Here is an 18,052-nt window from a genome sequence, read left to right on the forward strand (position 1 = left end):
GGCGGAGACGGCATCGGGTGCGGGACGAGACGGGGGGCCGGGCGCGGCGAGGACACGGGGGTCGGCGGTGTGGGTCACGGCTGGCGGTCCCCTCGGCTTCGCCGGGCGGGGGCGGGCCGCCGCTCGCGCGGGCCCGCGAAGCCGTCCGGGCCTGCCTCGCTCGTCCCCGTATAGCGCAGCCGACGTCCCGGCACCGCTTCCCCGCCCTCGCTCCGGGCGGCGGAGCGCACGACGAGCCCTTCGGTGACCGGCGACGCGACGGGCGTGCTCACCCCGGCGAGCGGCGCGCGCACCACCACCCCGAGGGACGCCTTCAGCTCCCCGCCGAGCGCCGACCACACATCGGAGGCAGACGGTGCGTCGAGCTTGCCCCCGGCGGTGTCCAGGCTCACGGTCAGGCCGAGTTCGGCGAGCGTGCCGGTGAGGAGCCCGGCGGGCAGCGTGTCGGTGGCCACGAGGCAGGCGAGCACCTGCGAGAGCAGCCGGTGCTCGTCCTGGGGGCGGCTCGCCCACGCCGTGACCAGGTACGTCAGCTCGAACCAGCGCGGCGGGGTGCGTCGCGCCACCACGTTCCCGGCCGCGTCGTACACCTCCCCGGCGCCGCTGCCGCGCCGGGTGACGTCCTCGCGGATGTCGTACAGGAAGACGCAGACCGTCGGGGCGTTGCGGCGTGCCGCCCAGTCCTTGGTGGGTGCGTCGAAGACCACTTCGACGCCCGATGCCTCCAGGCCTGATCCGGCGAGCAGGCGGCGCATTCCCTCATCGACCTCATGGATCACCGGCGGGTCATCTCGCCGGGCGGCTGCCAGTTGCCGATGACCACCAGGAAGTCGGTCTTCACCGGGGAGAACCCGGGGCCTCCGGCCGTGATGACGCGCGGTCCGGTCTCGTCCTTGGCGAGGATGAGCAGCTGGCCGATGAACGTGCCGTCCGGCTGCGGCACGGTCGGCGCCGCCGCCGCGGTGATCCCCGGCTTCCAGGTGAACCGCACGGGCGCTCCCGGCGGGAAGTCCTTGCCGCGCACCGAGGTGACGAAGCCGGGCTTGCCGATCGGCGGCACCGCGACGATGCGCGGCTGGAGGACGCGCAGTCGCTGGCGGGCGGTGTTGTCGCGCTTGTCGGCGTCCGTGCCGGTGGTGGTGAGCCGGCCGGTGACGTCGGCGGTCAGCGCCTTGTCCGGGCTGAGGACGACGCGTACGACGGTGTTCGCGCCGGGGGCCAGGTCCGGCAGCGCGCACACCCAGGTGCGGTCGCAGCCCGGCGGCGGGCCGTTGTCCGGGATGCCCGGGGGCAGACCGACCTTCAGCCGCAGCCCGGTCGCCAGTGCCTCGCGGCCGTTGCGCACGGTGTACGTGACCACGACGCGTCCGCCGACGTAGCCGGGGTTCGGCTGGGCCGTGACACGTACCCCGGGTCCTGCCTCGGGCTCGTCCGGCGCGGGAGGCACGGTCGGCGGCGCCGTGGTGGGAGGCGCGGAGGTGGGCGGTACGCGGGTCGGCGTCGGCGGCGCCGGTGTCGTCGTCGGGGGCGGGGTGTCCTCGCGCACCGGCACCACGGTCCGCCCGGTGTTGTCGCTGGGCTGCGGGTCCACCACGGCGCCCGTCACCGACCAGTCGAACGGCGCTTCGCCGGGGGTGACTCCGACGACGGTGACGTTCACCGGGACGGTCGCACCGGGCGGGACCACACCGACATCGCACTGGAGGGAGGCGGCATTGCACGTCCCCTCCGGCGGGGTCAGCCGGGTGATCCTCGCTCCGGGCGGTGGCGCGACGGTCAGCCGAGTGGCCGGGGAGGCGGCGGGGCCGTTGTTCACCACGTCGACGCGGACCGTCGTGGAGTGGCCGACGGCGACCGCCGGGACGTTGCCGGGCGCCTGCACCGCGAGGTCCACGGACTGCTGGACGCTGGGTTCCTTCTGCCGGCCAGGTAGACCGGTGGTGAGCGGGCTGAGGGCACAGGTCGCGATGTCCAGGAGGTACAGCTTCTCGGGACTGTTGGCCGGGAGGGCTTCGCGGGAACTGATCACCAGGCCCGTGCCGTCGGCCGTCCAGGCGGCGTCACGCGGCTGGAACGGACCGGTGGCCGAGGTGTCCGGCAGTTCCTGGCGGCAGCCGTCGGGGACGTTGTGGGCGGCCTCGGGCAGCAGCACCTGGCAGGCGCCGTCGGTCAGGGACGTCAGCAGGATGCCGTTGTGTTCGTCGATCCGGCCGCCGCCGTTCTTGCGGTTGAAGGCGATGCTGCGCCCGTCCGGTGAGAACGCCGGGCTGTCGTCGATGACGTCGCAGGCCCCCGGGCAGATCGTGTCGCTCAGGTCCTGCTGGGCGGCCAGGTCGTTCACCGGCGCGGTCCAGATGTGCTTGTTGCCGCCGGTCCCGCCGATCACCTGGTTGCGGGTGAAGGCCAGGGTGGTGCCGTCGGAGGACCAGGTGGGCTGGGCGTCGCCGCCCTGCGGCTGCCCGGCCGGCGCGGTGATCCGGTCACGGATCTCGCCGGTCGCGACATCAGCGATCAGGATGCTGCTGGGCCCCGCCGCGTCACCGACGCCACCCGGCGAAACGCGGGTGAAGGCGAGGTACTTGCCGTCCGGGGAGAACGTCGGATCGGTGTCCCAGTCCTTCGGTCCGCGTCCGTCGAGTTTCATGTACGCCTCGTGGGTGCCGTCGGCATCCACCCGCCAGATCCGCTCGACCCGGTTGCCGGCGGTGCCCTCGAAGCGGGTCAGCACGATCTGGCGGCCGTCAGGCGTGTAGTTCTGCCGTTCGGTCCACGGGTCGGACCCGGCCGCGGGCCGGAAGAGCGGGTCGTGGGACGGGTCGGTGTCGGTGTCGGCGGCCGGGTCCTCGTTGAGGATGGGCAGCCCCAGGTCCCGGGGATCGGACCCGTCGGAGCGGGCGTCCTGGAGCGTCACCTCATGCGGTCCGGCGGCCGAGATGCGCTCGACCAGCACCCGGCCGTCGGCGACCGTGCCGATCCAGGTGGGTGACTCGACCTCCCGGTCCTCACTGAGTTTCAGCTCCGGTGTGTCGCCGGAGTGCGGCGTCGCCCGGAACACGTGGTCCCAGTCGCCCTCGCAGTCACAGGTGCGGTCGGGGCTCAGGAACAGCACGTCGCCCCCGTCGGGCAGCCACGCTGCCCCGTGGGTACGCCACTCTGCCTGTGCGCCCGCGAGCAGCGGCCCGTCGGTGCGCCCGTCCGTCACCCGCAGCCGCGGTCCCGGCGGCCCGGAGGCGGTGTACGCGATCAGGTCGCGGTGCGCGGGGTCGTCGACCGGGTTCCAGGCCGGCTCGGTGGCCTCGCCGTTCTGGGGGTCCGTGACCCGGGTGGCGGCGCCGCCACCCAGGGGCCGTACGTAGATCTGCATGCCGGCGACCGGGTCGCTGCCGCCGGAGTACGCCAGGCGCTGCCCGTCCGGGGACACCGTCGGGCACTCCTCGTCCCAGGGGGTGTCGGTGAGCCGCGTGAGACCGGTGCCGTCGGTGCGCACCATCCACAGGTCGCGCTGTTTCCGGCCGTCCGGACCACCGGGTTCGGCCGAGTCGAACACGACGGACAGGCCGTCCGGTGTCAGCTGGGGGTGCCCGGCGTACCGGCCGCTGGTGAGACGGCGCACCGAACCGTCGGCGGTCCGCAGATAGACCTGCGGGGCCTTCTCGTCGCGGCGGCTGACGAAGACCGTCGTGTCCCCGAGGGCGGACGGCTGGAGGTCGAAGTGGGTCGGGCCCGCGCCGAAGAGCGGCGCGCTGTAGGTGTCGGTGTCCGCGCCCACCTCGCCGAGGCTGCGGTGCCGGGTACCTGCGTAGGCGATCCGGGTGGCCGCGGCGTCGGCCGCCTGCGGCCGGGGCTCGGCGCTGCCCTCCCCGGAGGCCGTGGTCACCGCGAGCAGGGGGATGAGGAGCAGCAACGACGCCCCGAGTCTTCCCGGGCGGAACCGCCCACCGGGGCCGGCGGTGCGCATCACGGTCCACCTCGCTGTCTGGTGCGGTATCTGGCTGTCCCCCGCCACCCTGCGACGGCCGCGCGCGGCGCGGCAGGGCGGCGGGGCCGTACCCGGGGGAAACGTGCGGTGCGCTTTCGGGCAGTGCCGGGGTGCCCGGCCGACGTCAGATCAGCCCGTTGCGCAGTGCGTAGCCGACCGCGTGGGCCCGGTTGCGCAGTTGCAGGCGCGTGATGATCTCGTGCAGGACGTTCTTGACGGTCCGTTCGGAGTACGCGGTCTTGCGGGCTATCTCCACGGTGTCCAGGCCCTCGGACACCAGGCGCAGCATGTCCGCCTCGCGTGTGGTCAGCGTGGACAGCGACAGGCTCCGGGGGTCGAGCGCCGAACGCTGGAGGCTGCCCACATGGGTGAGCAGCTTGCCGAGCAGATCGCCGGGGAGCACGCCCTCGCCGTTGGCTATCGCCAGGACCAGATGGAGGAGCTGGTCCTGGTCGGCCTCTGCGCGGCGCAGTACCGCCGAGACGCCGCACTCGATGACGCGTTGCAGCGCGCCCGCGCCGAGGGTGCCGACCACGAGGCCGGTGCGGGTCGCGGTGTTGTGCCGCAGGCGGTGCAGCAGGGCCGTCACGTCGTCGTCGACGCTGTCGACGACCACCAGCGAGACCTGGGCGTGCTCCGCCTCTGCCTCGTCGAGCAGGCTGACCTCGGGGCGTCGGCGTAACTGCTGGACGACGCCGACGTGCAGGACCGGATCGGCGGCGTACACGGCGACGGTGACCTGGTCCTGACGATCGGGGTGGGAGGTCCGGTGTGCGGCCGGTGCCTGGACGGAGAGACGTGGGGTGGTGGCGGAGACGGCCGGGCGGTACTGCTCTGGGCAGGTCATGGGCGGAGTTCCTGTTTCATGAGTTCGCGGGCGGAAGGAGTGAGAGCGGGTCGACGGCCGGTGCGAGCGCCCCTGAGGGCGGCGCGCGTGCGGGGACGTCTGGATCAACAGCTCATCGGTGTAGTGGAGTTGGTCTGGACTTCCCGGGCACCGCAACTGCCCGGGTCTTGCCCTTGCGCTCCTCGTCGCGGACGTGGTGCGGTCCTACCGTGGCGGTGTGACGCCTTCTGCAGCCCCTTCCGGCCCCAGCGCGCCCGGCCTCGACATCCCGGCGGTGACGGTGGCGCCCGGCAGCACTGCCACGACCAGCCTGACCGTCCGCAACGACAGCGACATCGTCGAGGCGTACAGCCTGGAGGTCGTCGGGGACTGCGCTCCCTGGGCCACCGTGGAGCCCCCGCGGGTCTCCCTCTATCCCGGCACGTCCGAGACGGTGACGATCCGTCTGGAGCCACCGCGTTCGCCGGAGACCCGGCCCGGCGAGATACCCCTCGGCGTACGGGTGCTGCCGGCCGAGCACCCCGAGTCGGTGCGGGTCCCCGAAACCACGGTGCACGTCGAGGAGTTCCGCGAGCTGCACACCGAGCTGGCGCCGCGCCGTCGGCGCGGCTGGCTGCGCGGCCGCTACCGGCTGGCGGTGCGCAACCTGGGCAACTCCCCGGCGCAGGTGGGCTTTACGCCCGGCCAGGCGGGCGAGGAGCTGCGGTTCACCTTCAGCCCGGCGAAGCCGAAGCTGGAGCCCGGGGAGTCGGCGGAGGTCCGGCTGCGGGTCCGCACGGGCAAGCCGGTGTGGTTCGGCTCCCCCGTGGTGTGGCCGTTCACCGTCGACACCACCGACTCCGGTGAGCAGGAGGAGCCGCGGCGGGACGAGACCGTCGTCCGGCCGCCCCTGAACGCCGAGTTCGTCCAGATTCCGGTCTTCCCGAAGTGGCTGCTCGTGGTGCTCGCGGCGCTGCTCGCGCTGCTGCTCGCCTGGTTCACCCTGGTCCGTCCGGCGGTGCGCAGCGCGGCGAAGGAGGCCGCCACCAAGGAGGTCCAGGCGCGCCCCAATCCGGGCGGGGCGCAGGACGGGCAGTCGCCGGGCACCGGTTCGGGCGGCGACACGGGCTCCCAGCCCGGCGGGGACAAGGGTGCGCAGCCGGGAGCGAGCCCCGGGGCCACGGCAGGAACGGGCGGCGACGCCTCGGGGGGCGCGGGCCAGCAGAGTTCGGCGACCATCGACCTGAAGACCCCCAGTGGGGCGACCAAGACCGGTACGTACCCGGTGCCCGAGGACCGGACCTTCGGAATCACGGACATCGTCGTCGCCAACTTCCAGGGCGACGAAGGGGTGATGACGATCAAGTTCGGCGACCGCAAGATCACCACGATCGCGCTGGAGACCTTCCGTAACCAGGACTATCACTGGGTCACCCCTATCAAGATCACTGAGAACGACACCGTGACCATCAACGTGACCTGTGCGAAGCCGGGCACACCGGCCACCGGGCGTCGGGCGCAGGAGTGCCACGAAGTCCTGAACGTGAGCGGTGTGCTCATCCCCACCAAGCAATGAACCAGGCCTTCCGGGACAATATCGGCCAGTGCGGTGCCGTCCGAAACGGTAGATTTAACGTTTCGTCTGAAAATCGACACCGGTTCCAGGAATAGGCCGCGCGCCGATCGGGGGCCGGGAACGGCGGCGCGGGGAGGCGGATCCTGAGGTGATCCGTCACCGCACCCGCGCCACCACGCGTGATTCGACCCGCGGCGGACGACGTCGGCGCCTCGGCAGCCCGCAGGCGGAACGTCCCACGTGGATCACAAAGTGGCCGACATTCGTCGTGTCGGCGCGCGTCTCCGGGGCCAGGCGGCAGAGGACCGGCGCGAGGAATTCATTCAGGCGGGCATAACCGCAGGTCAGCCGTCGCTGCGGCCTCTCGCCCGGACCACGTCGGAGTCGGCGTCTCAGCGACGCTTACAGAGCGCGTCGAGACCTGAAGGAGGGGTGCGGTCTGCCAGTTGCAGGCACTGGCAGACCGCTGGTCCCGCTCCGGCTCGACGAGTGGAGGTGTGCAGCCGGCACGGGACGTGCGCACCGGACGGCGAGAGCCACCAGAGGAGTTCCGGCTCCCCGGACCACGGTCCCGTGTGGTGGCTGGGTCCCGCCGACACGTCCGGTGCACGTGCGGGGTGACGCACGCTCGGGGCCGGATCCTGCAAGGTTGCCGACCCGGCCCCGAGCGGCCGAGGCGGACCTCTCGCCGTGAGTCCCGCCTCAGCAGTCATTCGGAGCAGCGGCGCCCGCGGATTGGAAACCGGGGTGGATTCGGCACCACCTTCACCTGTTCGGCCCCAGGAGGCTCTATCGGTGACCGTGGCTGCCGGTGAGAGTGGCGTACACGACGACGTTGTCGGCGTAGCGGCTGTCGCTCTTGGAGTAGTCGCCACCGCAGGTGATCAGGCGGAGCCCGGCGTGGTCGAGGTTGCGGTAGACCTCGACCGTGGGGAACCGGTCCTTGGGGTAGCGGGCGGTCCGGTCGACGGTGAACTCCGCGGTCCGGCCGTCCGCGCGCCTGACGCTGATCCGGTCGCCCGGACCGAGCCTGCCGAGCGCGAAGAACACCCCCGGGGCGCCGTTCCAGGTGACGTGCCCCGCTATCACGGCGGGGCCCACGGCTCCGGGCGTGGCTCCGGGGCGGTACCAGCCGGCCTTGTCCGGGTCCCGTGGCGTCTCCATGGCCCGGTCCTTGCCGAGCCCGAGTTCCTCCAAGGTGGAGGTCACCTTGAGCGAGGGGATCGTGATGCTGACGGGCCGGGACGCGGGCAGTGGCGCGGTGCTCGGCCCGTCGGACGGCGCCGCGGTCCCCGCCTCCTGCCGCGCCGGAGGCTGTGCGGAGCCGGCCGGGCCTCCCCGGTCGGCGGCGGGCGGAGCGGGCTGCTGCCGGCTTGTTCCCAGCGCCAGCAGCAGCCCACCGGTCAGCAGCAGAGCGGCGACGAGGGCGATGAGTGTGACATCGCGCCGCCGGGATCGTGTGCGGTGCTCTCCGTTGCCGGGTGTCCCGTTCATCGCTTCACCTGTCCCTGCGTCCGGCCGTCACGGAGTGTCCGACGGGGCATCCATCGGTGCGGAACGCCTCAGCCGTCGTGCCGGGCGTCCGCCGTGCGCGTCCGGCGCCGCACGACGAACAGTCCGCCGGCCGCGAGAACGGCCGCGCCACCCGCCGCGAGCAGGCCGGGCGACTCCACGCCCGCGGTGGTCCCGCTGCCGGTCTCGACACCGCCGGCCGGCATGGAGCCGACGGCAGCGCCCTTGACCATGCCGCAGCTCGCCGGAGCGGTGGCCTCCTGAGGCAGCTTCGGGTCGAGTTCGCTCTTGCCCTTGCCGAAGTCGTACTTGTCGTTGCTGTTCGGGTCGATGCCGTGCTGGACGACGTGCAGATCCTTGATGTGCTCGGTCACCGCCTGCGAGACCGCGATCGTCCGGGAGTAGCTCAGCTTGCCGTCCTTGTCCGCGACGGGCATCCGGTCGACCGCGAGGCCACTGTCCTTGGACGTGTCGCCCTTGGTCGTCAGGGAGATGTTGATGTCCCCGTACACCGGCAGGCCCTCGGCCGTGCTGACGATGCCGTCACCGTCCTTGTCCGCACTCATGTCCGGGCAGCTGAAGTCATGGCCGTCGGTCGAACCGTGGATGTGCTGGGCATGCGGCTGACCGGGCACCAGACCCTCGGCCTCGATCTTCACCGTGAGCTTGCCGCCCTCCACGCTGACCAGGGCCGTGCCACTCGCGCCGGAGTCGTTCAACTGCTTCAGGTCGATCTGGTACGTGTCACCGTCGGCGGCTTTCGCGGTGCTGCCGGCGGCATGACCGTCGTGCGCCATGGCAGGCACGGCCGCGCAGAGCGTGAGCGCGGCGGGTACGGCCAGCAGAGCGGTCAGACGGGTTGAACGGCGGGCTTTCACGAAGACGCATCCCCTTCCGGCGGTACCGGAACAAAACCGGAACCGCGTTCGGTCGCTGATGTCGTCCATTCGGTGCCGTCGGCCGAAAGGATTGGTCGGAGCACGACATCCGCCGCCGCGGTGACGGGGCGGGGGCGGAGCACGTCGGCGTGAGCGGCGGCGGCCACGTTGACGTATGAGCGGGTGGAACGTGGGCACACGGGGGTCACCCACATGAGAACAGGAGTTCCACCCATGCTCGGAATAGTCGCAGCCGTACTCTTCTTCGTCTCTTTCCTGATCAACGCCGCCGACATCGCGACCAACGACACCTTCTCCTCCGTGAACGTGATGCTGCTCGGTCTGACGGTCCTGGCGTTGCACGTGGCCGGGGTGGGCAGTGGCTGGGGGCCCGGCAGGTCACACAGACGCTGATCCGCGGTCCGGCCGCATCCGAGCCCGCCCCCAGGTGGAACGTCACTTGGGGGCGGGCTCGCGTGGGGAGTGACGGGCGGCGAATGATGCGAAATATGCGCAATCATGCACACATCACGATATTGGAGTGCGTGAAAACGCGCGGCCTGCCGGGACGGGCATTCGGGGTGGCGCGCGCCGACGCGCGGACATACTTTGCCCAGAAGTAGCACTCCGCCCCCTTTGCCCGGATACCGGAAGGCCGAGAGTTGTGAGCGCCGACAGTGACGACCCGGAACGCCTGGAGCCCGAAATGGGGCCCACTCCCGAAGGGGACCCGGAGTTCCGCCCGTATCGCCACCCCGCTGCGGGCTGGGGCGCGGCCAGGAGCGTGACCAGCTTTCTGGTGCGGGAGGGCGCGCCGGTGGACGGTCCACGGGCGATCATGCGGATGAACCACGAGAACTCCGGGTTCGACTGCCCCGGATGCGCCTGGCCCGACGACACCAAGGGGCTGCATCTGGACATCTGCGAGAACGGGATCAAGCACGTCACCTGGGAGATGACCCGTAAGCGGGTCGGACGCGAGTTCTTCGCCGCCCACTCGGTGACCGAGCTGTCCGGGTGGAGCGACTACAACCTCGAGAACCAGGGCCGGCTGACCGAACCGATGGTCTACGACCCCGACAGCGACCACTACGTCCCGATCAGCTGGAAGGACGCGTTCGAGCTGGTCGGCGGCGCTCTGCGCGGGTTGGACAACCCCGGCCGGGCATCGTTCTACACCTCGGGCCGCCTCGGCAACGAAGCCACGTTCCTCTACCAGCTGATGGCCCGTGAACTCGGTACGAACAACCTGCCGGACTGCTCCAACATGTGCCACGAGGCGAGCGGCCGAGGTCTGCACGCCTCTCTGGGCACGGGCAAGGGGACGGTCGACCTCAAGGACTGGGAGAGCGCCGACGCGCTGTTCGTCCTCGGGGTCAACGCCGCCTCCAACGCGCCCCGGATGCTCACCGCCCTGGCCGAGGCCTACCGCCGCGGTGCCCGGATCGTGCACGTCAACCCGATGGTCGAGGCCGCTGCCACCCGTACCATCGTCCCCCACGACTTCGTGGACATGGCCCTCTTCCGGACGACCCGGACCAGCACGCTGAACCTGCAGCCCCGCATCGGCGGCGACATGGCTCTCCTGCGGGGCATGGCCAAGGCGGTCCTGGAGCAGTCCGCGACCGACCCCAAGGCGCTGGACGTGGAGTTCATCGACCGTCACACCACGGGCTTCGAGGAATACCGCGCACTGTGCGAGGCCACGTCGTGGGAGGAGATCGAGAACCAGTCCGGGCTGACCCGCGCGGACGTCCTCGAGGCCGCGCGCGTGTACGGCGAGGCCGACCGCAGCATCATCAGCTGGTGCCTGGGGCTCACCCAGCACGAACACGGCGTCGACACCGTCCGGGAGATCGTCAACCTGCTCCTGCTGCGCGGAAATCTGGGACGTGAGGGAGCGGGCCCCTCCCCCGTGCGGGGGCACAGCAACGTTCAGGGCAATCGCACCTGCGGCATCGATCACCGCCCCTCCGGCGAGTTCCTCGACCGCCTCGCCGAGGTCTGCGGCATCGACCCGCCCCGCGAGCCCGGCCTGGACACCGTCCGCACCATCCCGGCGATGCACAACGGCGAGGTGAAGGTGTTCGTGGGCATGGGCGGGAACTTCGCCCTCGCCGCGCCCGACACCCCGTACACGTACGCGGCGCTGCGGTCGTGCGACCTCACCGTCCAGGTGAGCACCAAGCTGAACCGCAGCCACATCGTCCACGGCCGCCGAGCCCTCATCCTCCCGTGTCTGGGCCGTACCGAGAAGGACCATCAGCGCAAGGGCGTCCAGAGCACGTCCGTCGAGGACTCCATGAGCATGGTCCACCTGTCGGTCGGCATGAAGCGCCCCGCCTCACCGCAGCTGCTGTCCGAGCCGGCGATCGTCGCCGGGATGGCCCGCGCGGCCCTGCCCGACAGCGCCACGCCCTGGGAGTGGTACATCGAGGACTACGACCGGATCCGGGACACCATGGCCAAGGTGCTCGACGGCTTCGAGGACTTCAACCGCCGGGTGCGTCTGCCCCTCGGCTTCCGTATCAAGCAGCCCGCCCGCGAGCTGGTCTTCCTCACCCCGTCCGGACGCGCCGAGTTCTCCAGCGCCGTTCTGCCCGATGTCGTTCCCGCCGCCGGCACCCTGGCGCTCGGCACGATGCGGTCCCACGACCAGTGGAACACCACCATCTACTCCGACAACGACCGCTACCGCGGCATCAAGAACCTGCGCACGCTCGTCTTCATGAACCGCGCCGACATGCGCGAACGCGCGATCGCCGACCTGGGGCCGGTGGACATCACCAGCACCGCGAAGGACGGCAGTCAGCGGTCTCTCCACGGCTACCTCGCCGTCCCCCACGACATCCCCCGTGGCTGCGCCGCCGGGTACATGCCGGAGATGAATGTGCTGTGCGCGCTCAGCGACTACAGCACCCAGAGCGATCAGCCGATCATGAAGCACGTCAAGGTGACCATCGTCAGCGCCCGTCAGGACGCGTCGCCGGACGCGCCCTGACGGGAGGCCGTGTTCACCGCTGTCGCGCACCGGCGGGCGTCGGTGTGCCGTCGTGGTGCGGCCGCGAGGGCTCGGTCCCCGACTGCGCGACCACGGACGCCGCCACCTGCGAGGCGAACGTCAGCATCTCGGCCGCCCGTTCGCGCGACAGCCTTGTGGCGCCGCCGTCGCGGAACGCTCCGGCATCGCCCAGCCAGTTGAGCACCCCCGCCATGAACGCGTCGCCCGCGCCGATCGTGTTGACCACGTCGACCCGGACCGCGGGGACGGAGACCTGTCCCAGGTCCCGGATGAAGGCCGTGCTGCCCGCGGGACCACGGGTGAGCACCACCAGACGGTTCTCCGCGGCCAGTCGTGCGCAGGTCTCCTCGGGGGCGGTGCCCGGCCAGAGCACCTTCATGTCTTCGTCGCTGACCTTGAGGACCTGGGCCAGTTCGCACAGGTCCCGCAGCCGGCGCACGGCGGACCGGTGGTCGAGCGTGCGGTCCTCGCGGACGTTGGGGTCGACCACCAGCACGGAGTGCCCGGCCCCGGCGCGCGCGGTCGCGGCCACCGCCTCGGCGGCGGGCGGGACGACCGCGGCGAGTCCGCCCGTGTACACGGCGCCGAAGCGGCCCACGTCAGCCGTGTGCTCCGGCAGCAGGAAGGTGGCGGTGTCCCGCAGATGGAAGTGGTAGCCGGCGGTGCCGTCGGGGCCCGGGTCGGCCACCGCGAGCGCGGTGGGCAGCTCCGAGCGTGCGCACAGGCCCAGTTCCGTACCGGCGAAGCGCAGCCGCTCCTCGATCAGCCGGGCGAATCCGTCGCCGCCGAGCGCCCCGGCGAACCAGCTGGGCGTGCCCAGCCGGGCGAGTCCGGCGGCGACGTTGGCGGGGGCTCCGCCCGGCTGGGCCCGGTGCGTTCCCGGGTCGTCCGCGGCGGGCACCAGGTCGATGAGCGCCTCGCCCATCACCAGTACGGCATCGGGGCCATCGCTCACGGCTCGACCACGATCTTGCGGCCCAGCCCCGCCTTGAACCGCTCCAGGGCGGCGGGGTACTGCTCCAGCGGCAGCCGGTCGCTGATGAAGACCGCGGGGTCGATCACTCCCCCGGCGAACAGTGCGGCGGCCCGCTCGTAGCTGTGCAGCACCGCCATCGAGCCGGTGATCGTGATCTCCTGGTTGTAGATCCGGTACGGCTCGATGACGGCTGTCGTCGCGTAGTCGGCGACGCCGAACTGGAGGAACGTGCCGCCCTTGGCGACCCGGCCGAGCCCGTCCTGGATGGCGCCCGCGTTGCCGGTGGCGTCGACGACGACGTCCCAGCCCCGTACCGTCTCCAGCTCGTCGGCCGAGGCGGCGGAGCGCGAGACGCCGAGCTTCTCCGCGGTGGTCAGCCGGTCGGGGTTGACGTCCAGCACGTCCACGGAGGCGGCGCCGCTGCGCTTGGCGAGCTCCAGCATCATCAGTCCCATGGTGCCGGAGCCGTAGATGAGCACGTTGGCTCCGAGCGTGGACCTGAGCACGTCGTAGCCGCGCACCGCGCAGGACAGCGGTTCGATCAGCGCCGCGGTACGTACGTCGACGTGGTCCGGGAGCTTCACACAGTTCGCCACCGGGGCGACGGCGAACTCGGCGGCCCCGCCGGGCTTGCTGACCCCGATCGCGTTCCAGTTGTCGCAGAGGTTCCCTCGCCCGCTGCGGCAGTAGTGGCATTCGTGGCAGTGCAGCGACGGGTCGACGGCGACGTTGTCGCCGACGGACAGCTCGGTCACCTCGGAGCCGGTCTCCACGATCTCGCCCGCGAACTCGTGGCCGGGGATGATCGGCAGCGCGGGTGCGAACTCGCCCTGCAGAATATGCAGATCGGTGCCGCAGAGCCCGCAGGCCTTGACGGCGATGACCACGTCGCGGGGGCCCGGGGTGGGGTCGGGGACGGTCTCGACCGACACCTTGCCGATGGACTCGATGATCGCAGCCCTCATTTGACAGCTCCAAGAGAAAGGCCCTGGACGAGTTTGTCCTGGGCGGCGAAGCCGGCGGCGAGCACCGGCAGGGACACGACGACGGACGCGGCGCACAGCTGGGCGAGGAAGAGCCCCTGGCTGGTGACGACGCTCGTCAGGAAGACGGGTGCGGTCTCTGCCGCCACGCCGGTGAGCACCCGGGCGAAGAGCAGCTCGTTCCAGCTGAAGATGAAGCAGATCAGCGAGGTGGCCGCGATACCGGGTGCGGCGACCGGCGCCACCACTCTGATCAGCACCGTGGGCAGCCGGGCGCCGTCGACCTGTGCGGCCTCGATGATGGAGACCGGCACGTCCGCCAGGAACGACTGCATCATCCACACCGCGATCGGCAGGTTCATCGAGGTGTAGAGGATGACGAGGAACCAGATGTTGTCCAGCATCCCGGTGTTCTTGGCGAAGAGGTACACGGGCAGCAGCCCCGCGACGACCGGCAGCATCTTCGTGGAGAGGAAGAAGAACATCACGTCCGTCCACTTCTCCACTCGCCTGATCGAGAGCGCGTACGCGGCGGGGAGCGCGAGTACGAGCACGAAGAGCGTGGAGAACACGGATGCCGTCAGGGAGTTGATCAGCGGCGGCCAGGGGCTCGCCCCTCCGTCGGCGCCGAAGAACACCCGGTAGCCGTCGAGGGTGAGGGACGCGCCGAGCGACGGCGGGTTGGTCGCCGCGTCGGCCTCCGAGTGGAAGGAGGTGAGCAGCATCCAGAGCGCGGGCGCGCAGAAGACGATACCGACGACCCAGGCGATCAGGCCGAGAACGGTGGAGCGTCGCCTGCCCCTGCGTGCCACGCGGGCGTGGTCGCCGCGGCCCGCCTCCGGGGTGTGCGGAGCGGTCAGGGTACTCATGCGCGGCGTGCCTCCTCGCTGAAGAGGGACGAGACCACACGCAGGGCGAACGTCGCGACGACGATGGTGCCGATCACCACGACCACGCCTGCGGCGGAAGCCAGTCCGTATTCGTGAGCCTGGTAGAAGGTCTGATAGATCGTGTAGGGGAGGTTGGCCGTGCCGAGGCCGCCGGCGGTGATGGTGAACACCGCGTCGAAGTTCTGCACGATGTAGATCGAGCCGAGCAGCACGCCGAGCTCCAGGTAGCGGCGCAGGTGCGGCAGTGTCAGGTAGCAGAACATCTGCCAGGCGTTCGCGCCGTCCAGCCGCGCGGCCTCCATCTGTTCGCTGGACCGGCTCTGCAGTCCGGCGAGCAGGATGAGCATCATGAACGGGGTCCACTGCCAGACGAGGGCGGTCGCGACCGCGACCAGCGGCATGTCGGAGATCCAGTCGGGCTGTCCGGGGCTGTCGACGCCGAACAGTCCGGTGAACCATGCCCAGCCCCCGTTCAGCAGGCCGTACTCGGGGTTGTACAGCAGGTGCTTCCACATCAGCGCCGCCGAGACGGGCACCAGCAGGAAGGGCGTGATCAGCAGCGTGCGGACGAACCCGCGGCCGATGAACTTGCGGTCGAGCAGCAGGGCGAGGAGGAGCCCGAGCACGACGCTCACGATCACGACGCCCGCCGTGAGCAGGACCGTGGTGAACACCGAGTCCCGCAGGCTCGGATCGCTGAAGACCTCCCCGTAGTTGGCGAACGCGCTGAAGCTGCGTTCGTCGGGCGAGAGCGAGTTCCAGTCGAAGAACGAGACCACGACCGTTGCCACGAAAGGCAGTTGGGTCACGGCTATCAGGAAGATCAGGGCGGGCAGCAGTGGGGCGCGGGTGGCCCAGGCGCGGGCCCGGCCGCGCGCCTTTCCGGTGGTGCGGGGCCTGGGGAGGCCCGGCGCACCGGCCGGGACGAGTTCCGGAGTGGAGACTGGGGCACTCACTGCTGCTCCTTGCCGACCTTTTCGGCGAGCGCCTGCGAGGCCTTCAGGGCGTCGGACACCGACTGGCGGCCGGCGATGGCGGAGCTGATCTCCTGCGAGACCTTGGTGCCCAGGTCGGTGAACTCCGGGATGTCGACGAACTGGATGCCGACGGTCGGCCGGGGCTGGGTGCCGGGGTCACGGGGGTTCGCGCCGGAGATGGCCTGCTGAGTGACACTGGCGAACGCGGAGGCGTCCTTCAGGTAGTCGGGGTTGGAGTACGTCGACGCGCGCTTTCCGGCGGGCACGTTGGGCCAGCCGACCGTCTTGCCGACGAGGTTCTCGTACTCCTTGCCGGAGGCCCAGGAGATGAACTTCCAGGCGCTGTCGGTCTTCTTGGAGGCCTTCTGCATGCCCCAGGCCCAGGTGTAGAGCCAGCCGGAGCTGTCGGTCTTCTCGACGGGGGCGGCCACGTATCCGACCTTGCCCCTGACCGGGGAGCCGGAGGCCTCCAGCGATCCGGCGCCCGCGGTGGCGTCGTACCACATGGCCGTCTTGCCCTGCGTCATGTTGTTGAGGCACTCGGCGTAGCCGGCCTGGGGCGCACCAGCCTCGCCGTGCTTCCTCACCAGGTCGACGTAGAACTGGACGGCCTTCTTGAACTCCGGGGAGTCGAGCTTCGCGTTCCAGTCCTTGTCGAACCAGGTGCCGCCCATGGTGTTGACGACGGTGGTCAGCGGGGCGATGACCTCGCCCCAGCCGGGCAGACCGCGCAGACAGATGCCCTTCATACCCGTCTTGGCGCCGTCCGCCTCGGCCGCGAGATCCGCGACCTGCTGCCAGGTGGGCTTCGCCGGCATCTTCAGGTTCTTCTCGGCGAAGACGTCCTTGCGGTACATGAGGAAGGACGACTCGCCGTAGAACGGCTCGGCGTAGAGCTTGCCGTCCTCGGCGGTGAGGGATTCCTGCAGGGGCTTCAGGATGTCCTTCTGATCGAAGGTCTTGTCCTTGGCCGTGTAGTCGTCGAGCGGGTGCAGCCAGCCGTTCTTCGCGTAGAACGGCACCTCGAAGTTGCTGATGGTGGCGACGTCGTACTGGCCGGCCTGGTTGGAGAAGTCCTGGGTGATCTTGTCGCGGACGTCGTTCTCCGGCAGGACCGTGAAGTGGACCTTGATGCCGGTCTCCTTCGTGAAGTTGTCCGCGGTGAGCTTCTGCAACTCGACCATCTGCGGGTTGTTCACCATGAGCACGTTGATCTCGTCGTTGCCGCTGGACGAGGTGCCGCCGCCCGCGCCGCTGCACCCGGCGAGCAGGGCCGTGAGGGCGGCGCCCGTACCCAGACGGACACTCAGCCTGCGTCGACGTTCCTGGTGGTGGAGCATGTGGTTCTCCTGATCACTCGTCATCGAGGGATTTCCTGTAAGGGGCATGTCAGCCATCCCGGCTGACGGGCGGGGCTTCCGGGGTACGCGGTACGAAGACTGCGGGGACGGGGTCCGCGGAGTGCGTCAGACGCGGATGACCTGCGGGCCGAGCCGTGAGTAGCGCTGCGCCTCGGCCGAGGGCAGACCGGTATCGGTGACGATGGACTCGAAGTCGCCGACCTCGGCGAAGCGACAGAAGCTCACGGCGCCGAACTTGGTGTGGATCCCGGCGAAGACACGGCGTCGGGCGCTGCGCATGGCCTGGGCCTTCACCTCGCTCACGGCCGGGTCGGGCGTGGTCAGGCCGAACTCACGGGAGATCCCGTTCGCCCCGACGTACGCCAGGTCGATGACGAATCCGGCGAGCATCCGGGTCGTCCAGTGGTCGACCGTGGCCATCGTGGAGCCGCGCAGTCTGCCGCCGAGAAGCAGCACGGTGGTCTTCTCCGCGTCGGCGAGCACGGTCGCCACGGCGAGGGACGCGGTGACCACGGTCAGGGGCCGGCTCCTGGGCAGTACCTCGGCGACGAGCATGGGCGTGTGTCCCTCGTCGATGAACACGGTCTCCGCATCACCGATGAGGTCGGCCGCGGCCGCCGCGATCCTGGACTTCTGGGGTATGAGCCGGCTGGCGCGTGCGGCCAGCGTCGTCTCGAAGCCCGCGCTCTCCACCGGATAGGCGCCGCCGTGGGTACGGCGTACGAGACCGTGCTCCTCCAGGGTGTGCAGATCGCGCCGGACGGTCTCCTTGGCCACCTGAAGCGTCCCGGCCAGTGCGGTCACTTCCACCGACCCGTCGCGTCGGGCAATCTTGAGGATCTCTCGTCGGCGCTCGTCGGTGTCCACGACACACTTCCCTGCGTTTGCTGCGAACCAGGCCCCGTTCGGGCTCATGAGTCGTTTGTACAAGCAAGGCACCCATGGCGACCAGGCTCTTCACAGCTTCGCCTGTGCCCGTTCGTGCCCGTTTCACCGAGGCCGTAGTGGCTGGTCAGTCCGCATGAACCGGTTTCCCTCGCCCGGACCGATGCCCGAACGAGGCCGCACCTGT

At 70.6% G+C, this 18,052-nt stretch carries 14 protein-coding genes; 3 read left to right on the forward strand and 11 right to left on the reverse strand.

Annotation, left to right across the window (positions count from 1 at the left end; translation table 11 throughout):
• Positions 1-74: 74 nt before the first annotated feature.
• The 3 genes from ACIO3R_RS10765 to ACIO3R_RS10775 form a co-directional block, all read right to left on the reverse strand.
• Positions 75-779: a DUF4255 domain-containing protein gene (locus tag ACIO3R_RS10765; RefSeq protein ID WP_402105087.1), complete on the reverse strand. Its 705-nt coding sequence runs from the start codon at positions 777-779 to the stop codon at positions 75-77.
• Positions 776-3,958: a hypothetical protein gene (locus ACIO3R_RS10770; protein ID WP_402105089.1), complete on the reverse strand. Its 3,183-nt coding sequence runs from the start codon at positions 3,956-3,958 to the stop codon at positions 776-778. The genes ACIO3R_RS10765 and ACIO3R_RS10770 overlap by 4 nt, the downstream gene beginning before the upstream one ends.
• A gap of 145 nt (positions 3,959-4,103) precedes the next feature.
• Entirely contained in the window at positions 4,104-4,826 is a 723-nt protein-coding gene (locus ACIO3R_RS10775; protein WP_402105091.1) for a LuxR C-terminal-related transcriptional regulator, read from the reverse strand.
• A gap of 217 nt (positions 4,827-5,043) precedes the next feature.
• Between ACIO3R_RS10775 and ACIO3R_RS10780 the strand changes: the two genes are divergently transcribed.
• Positions 5,044-6,381 (forward strand): hydrolytic protein, encoded by a 1,338-nt coding sequence (locus ACIO3R_RS10780; protein ID WP_385041844.1) that lies wholly within the window; start codon positions 5,044-5,046, stop codon positions 6,379-6,381.
• Positions 6,382-7,170: 789 nt separating this feature from the next.
• Here ACIO3R_RS10780 and ACIO3R_RS10785 read toward each other — a convergent pair.
• On the reverse strand, positions 7,171-7,875 hold the full coding sequence (locus ACIO3R_RS10785) for a class F sortase (protein ID WP_402105093.1): 705 nt from the start codon (positions 7,873-7,875) through the stop codon (positions 7,171-7,173).
• A 68-nt stretch (positions 7,876-7,943) separates the two neighbouring features.
• Complete coding sequence (locus tag ACIO3R_RS10790; protein WP_402105094.1) at positions 7,944-8,771, reverse strand: hypothetical protein; 828 nt, start codon at positions 8,769-8,771, stop codon at positions 7,944-7,946.
• A 234-nt stretch (positions 8,772-9,005) separates the two neighbouring features.
• Here ACIO3R_RS10790 and ACIO3R_RS10795 point away from each other — a divergent pair, with 234 nt between their 5' ends.
• Entirely contained in the window at positions 9,006-9,185 is a 180-nt protein-coding gene (locus ACIO3R_RS10795) for a hypothetical protein (protein ID WP_363022525.1), read from the forward strand.
• Between the two features lie 292 nt (positions 9,186-9,477).
• A complete protein-coding gene (locus ACIO3R_RS10800; RefSeq protein WP_385039329.1) occupies positions 9,478-11,772 on the forward strand; it encodes an FdhF/YdeP family oxidoreductase in 2,295 nt (764 codons plus the stop codon).
• 13 nt (positions 11,773-11,785) lie between these two features.
• Here the strand turns inward: ACIO3R_RS10800 and ACIO3R_RS10805 are convergent, their stop codons facing one another.
• The 6 genes from ACIO3R_RS10805 to ACIO3R_RS10830 form a co-directional block, all read right to left on the reverse strand.
• Positions 11,786-12,748 carry a PfkB family carbohydrate kinase gene (locus ACIO3R_RS10805; RefSeq protein WP_402105096.1) on the reverse strand — a complete coding sequence of 321 codons (963 nt, stop codon included), beginning with the start codon at positions 12,746-12,748 and terminating at the stop codon, positions 11,786-11,788.
• Positions 12,745-13,734 carry a zinc-dependent alcohol dehydrogenase family protein gene (locus ACIO3R_RS10810; RefSeq protein WP_402105098.1) on the reverse strand — a complete coding sequence of 330 codons (990 nt, stop codon included), beginning with the start codon at positions 13,732-13,734 and terminating at the stop codon, positions 12,745-12,747. The genes ACIO3R_RS10805 and ACIO3R_RS10810 overlap by 4 nt, the downstream gene beginning before the upstream one ends.
• Positions 13,731-14,621, reverse strand: a complete 891-nt coding sequence (locus tag ACIO3R_RS10815) for a carbohydrate ABC transporter permease (RefSeq protein WP_385039316.1) — start codon at positions 14,619-14,621, stop codon at positions 13,731-13,733. The genes ACIO3R_RS10810 and ACIO3R_RS10815 overlap by 4 nt, the downstream gene beginning before the upstream one ends.
• Positions 14,618-15,598, reverse strand: a complete 981-nt coding sequence (locus tag ACIO3R_RS10820; protein WP_402105100.1) for a carbohydrate ABC transporter permease — start codon at positions 15,596-15,598, stop codon at positions 14,618-14,620. Before ACIO3R_RS10820 ends, ACIO3R_RS10815 begins: the two co-directional genes overlap by 4 nt.
• Positions 15,595-16,959 carry an ABC transporter substrate-binding protein gene (locus ACIO3R_RS10825; RefSeq protein WP_385039326.1) on the reverse strand — a complete coding sequence of 455 codons (1,365 nt, stop codon included), beginning with the start codon at positions 16,957-16,959 and terminating at the stop codon, positions 15,595-15,597. The genes ACIO3R_RS10820 and ACIO3R_RS10825 overlap by 4 nt, the downstream gene beginning before the upstream one ends.
• A 126-nt stretch (positions 16,960-17,085) precedes the next feature.
• Complete coding sequence (locus tag ACIO3R_RS10830; protein WP_363022533.1) at positions 17,086-17,847, reverse strand: DeoR/GlpR family DNA-binding transcription regulator; 762 nt, start codon at positions 17,845-17,847, stop codon at positions 17,086-17,088.
• Between the last annotated feature and the right edge of the window lie 205 nt (positions 17,848-18,052).

Source organism: Streptomyces sp. NPDC087428 (assembly GCF_044744085.1).
Taxonomy (GTDB): Bacteria; Actinomycetota; Actinomycetes; order Streptomycetales; family Streptomycetaceae; genus Streptomyces.

What these genes read in the sequence shown, in the direction of transcription:
- ACIO3R_RS10815 (WP_385039316.1), bottom strand. Translation starts at nt 14,621, where the DNA reads ATGAGTACCCTGACCGCTCCGCACACCCCGGAGGCGGGCCGCGGCGAC.
- ACIO3R_RS10785 (WP_402105093.1), bottom strand. Translation starts at nt 7,875, where the DNA reads ATGAACGGGACACCCGGCAACGGAGAGCACCGCACACGATCCCGGCGG.
- ACIO3R_RS10800 (WP_385039329.1), top strand. Translation starts at nt 9,478, where the DNA reads ATGGGGCCCACTCCCGAAGGGGACCCGGAGTTCCGCCCGTATCGCCAC.
- ACIO3R_RS10775 (WP_402105091.1), bottom strand. Translation starts at nt 4,826, where the DNA reads ATGACCTGCCCAGAGCAGTACCGCCCGGCCGTCTCCGCCACCACCCCA.
- ACIO3R_RS10770 (WP_402105089.1), bottom strand. Translation starts at nt 3,958, where the DNA reads ATGCGCACCGCCGGCCCCGGTGGGCGGTTCCGCCCGGGAAGACTCGGG.
- ACIO3R_RS10795 (WP_363022525.1), top strand. Translation starts at nt 9,006, where the DNA reads ATGCTCGGAATAGTCGCAGCCGTACTCTTCTTCGTCTCTTTCCTGATC.
- ACIO3R_RS10810 (WP_402105098.1), bottom strand. Translation starts at nt 13,734, where the DNA reads ATGAGGGCTGCGATCATCGAGTCCATCGGCAAGGTGTCGGTCGAGACC.
- ACIO3R_RS10825 (WP_385039326.1), bottom strand. Translation starts at nt 16,959, where the DNA reads ATGCTCCACCACCAGGAACGTCGACGCAGGCTGAGTGTCCGTCTGGGT.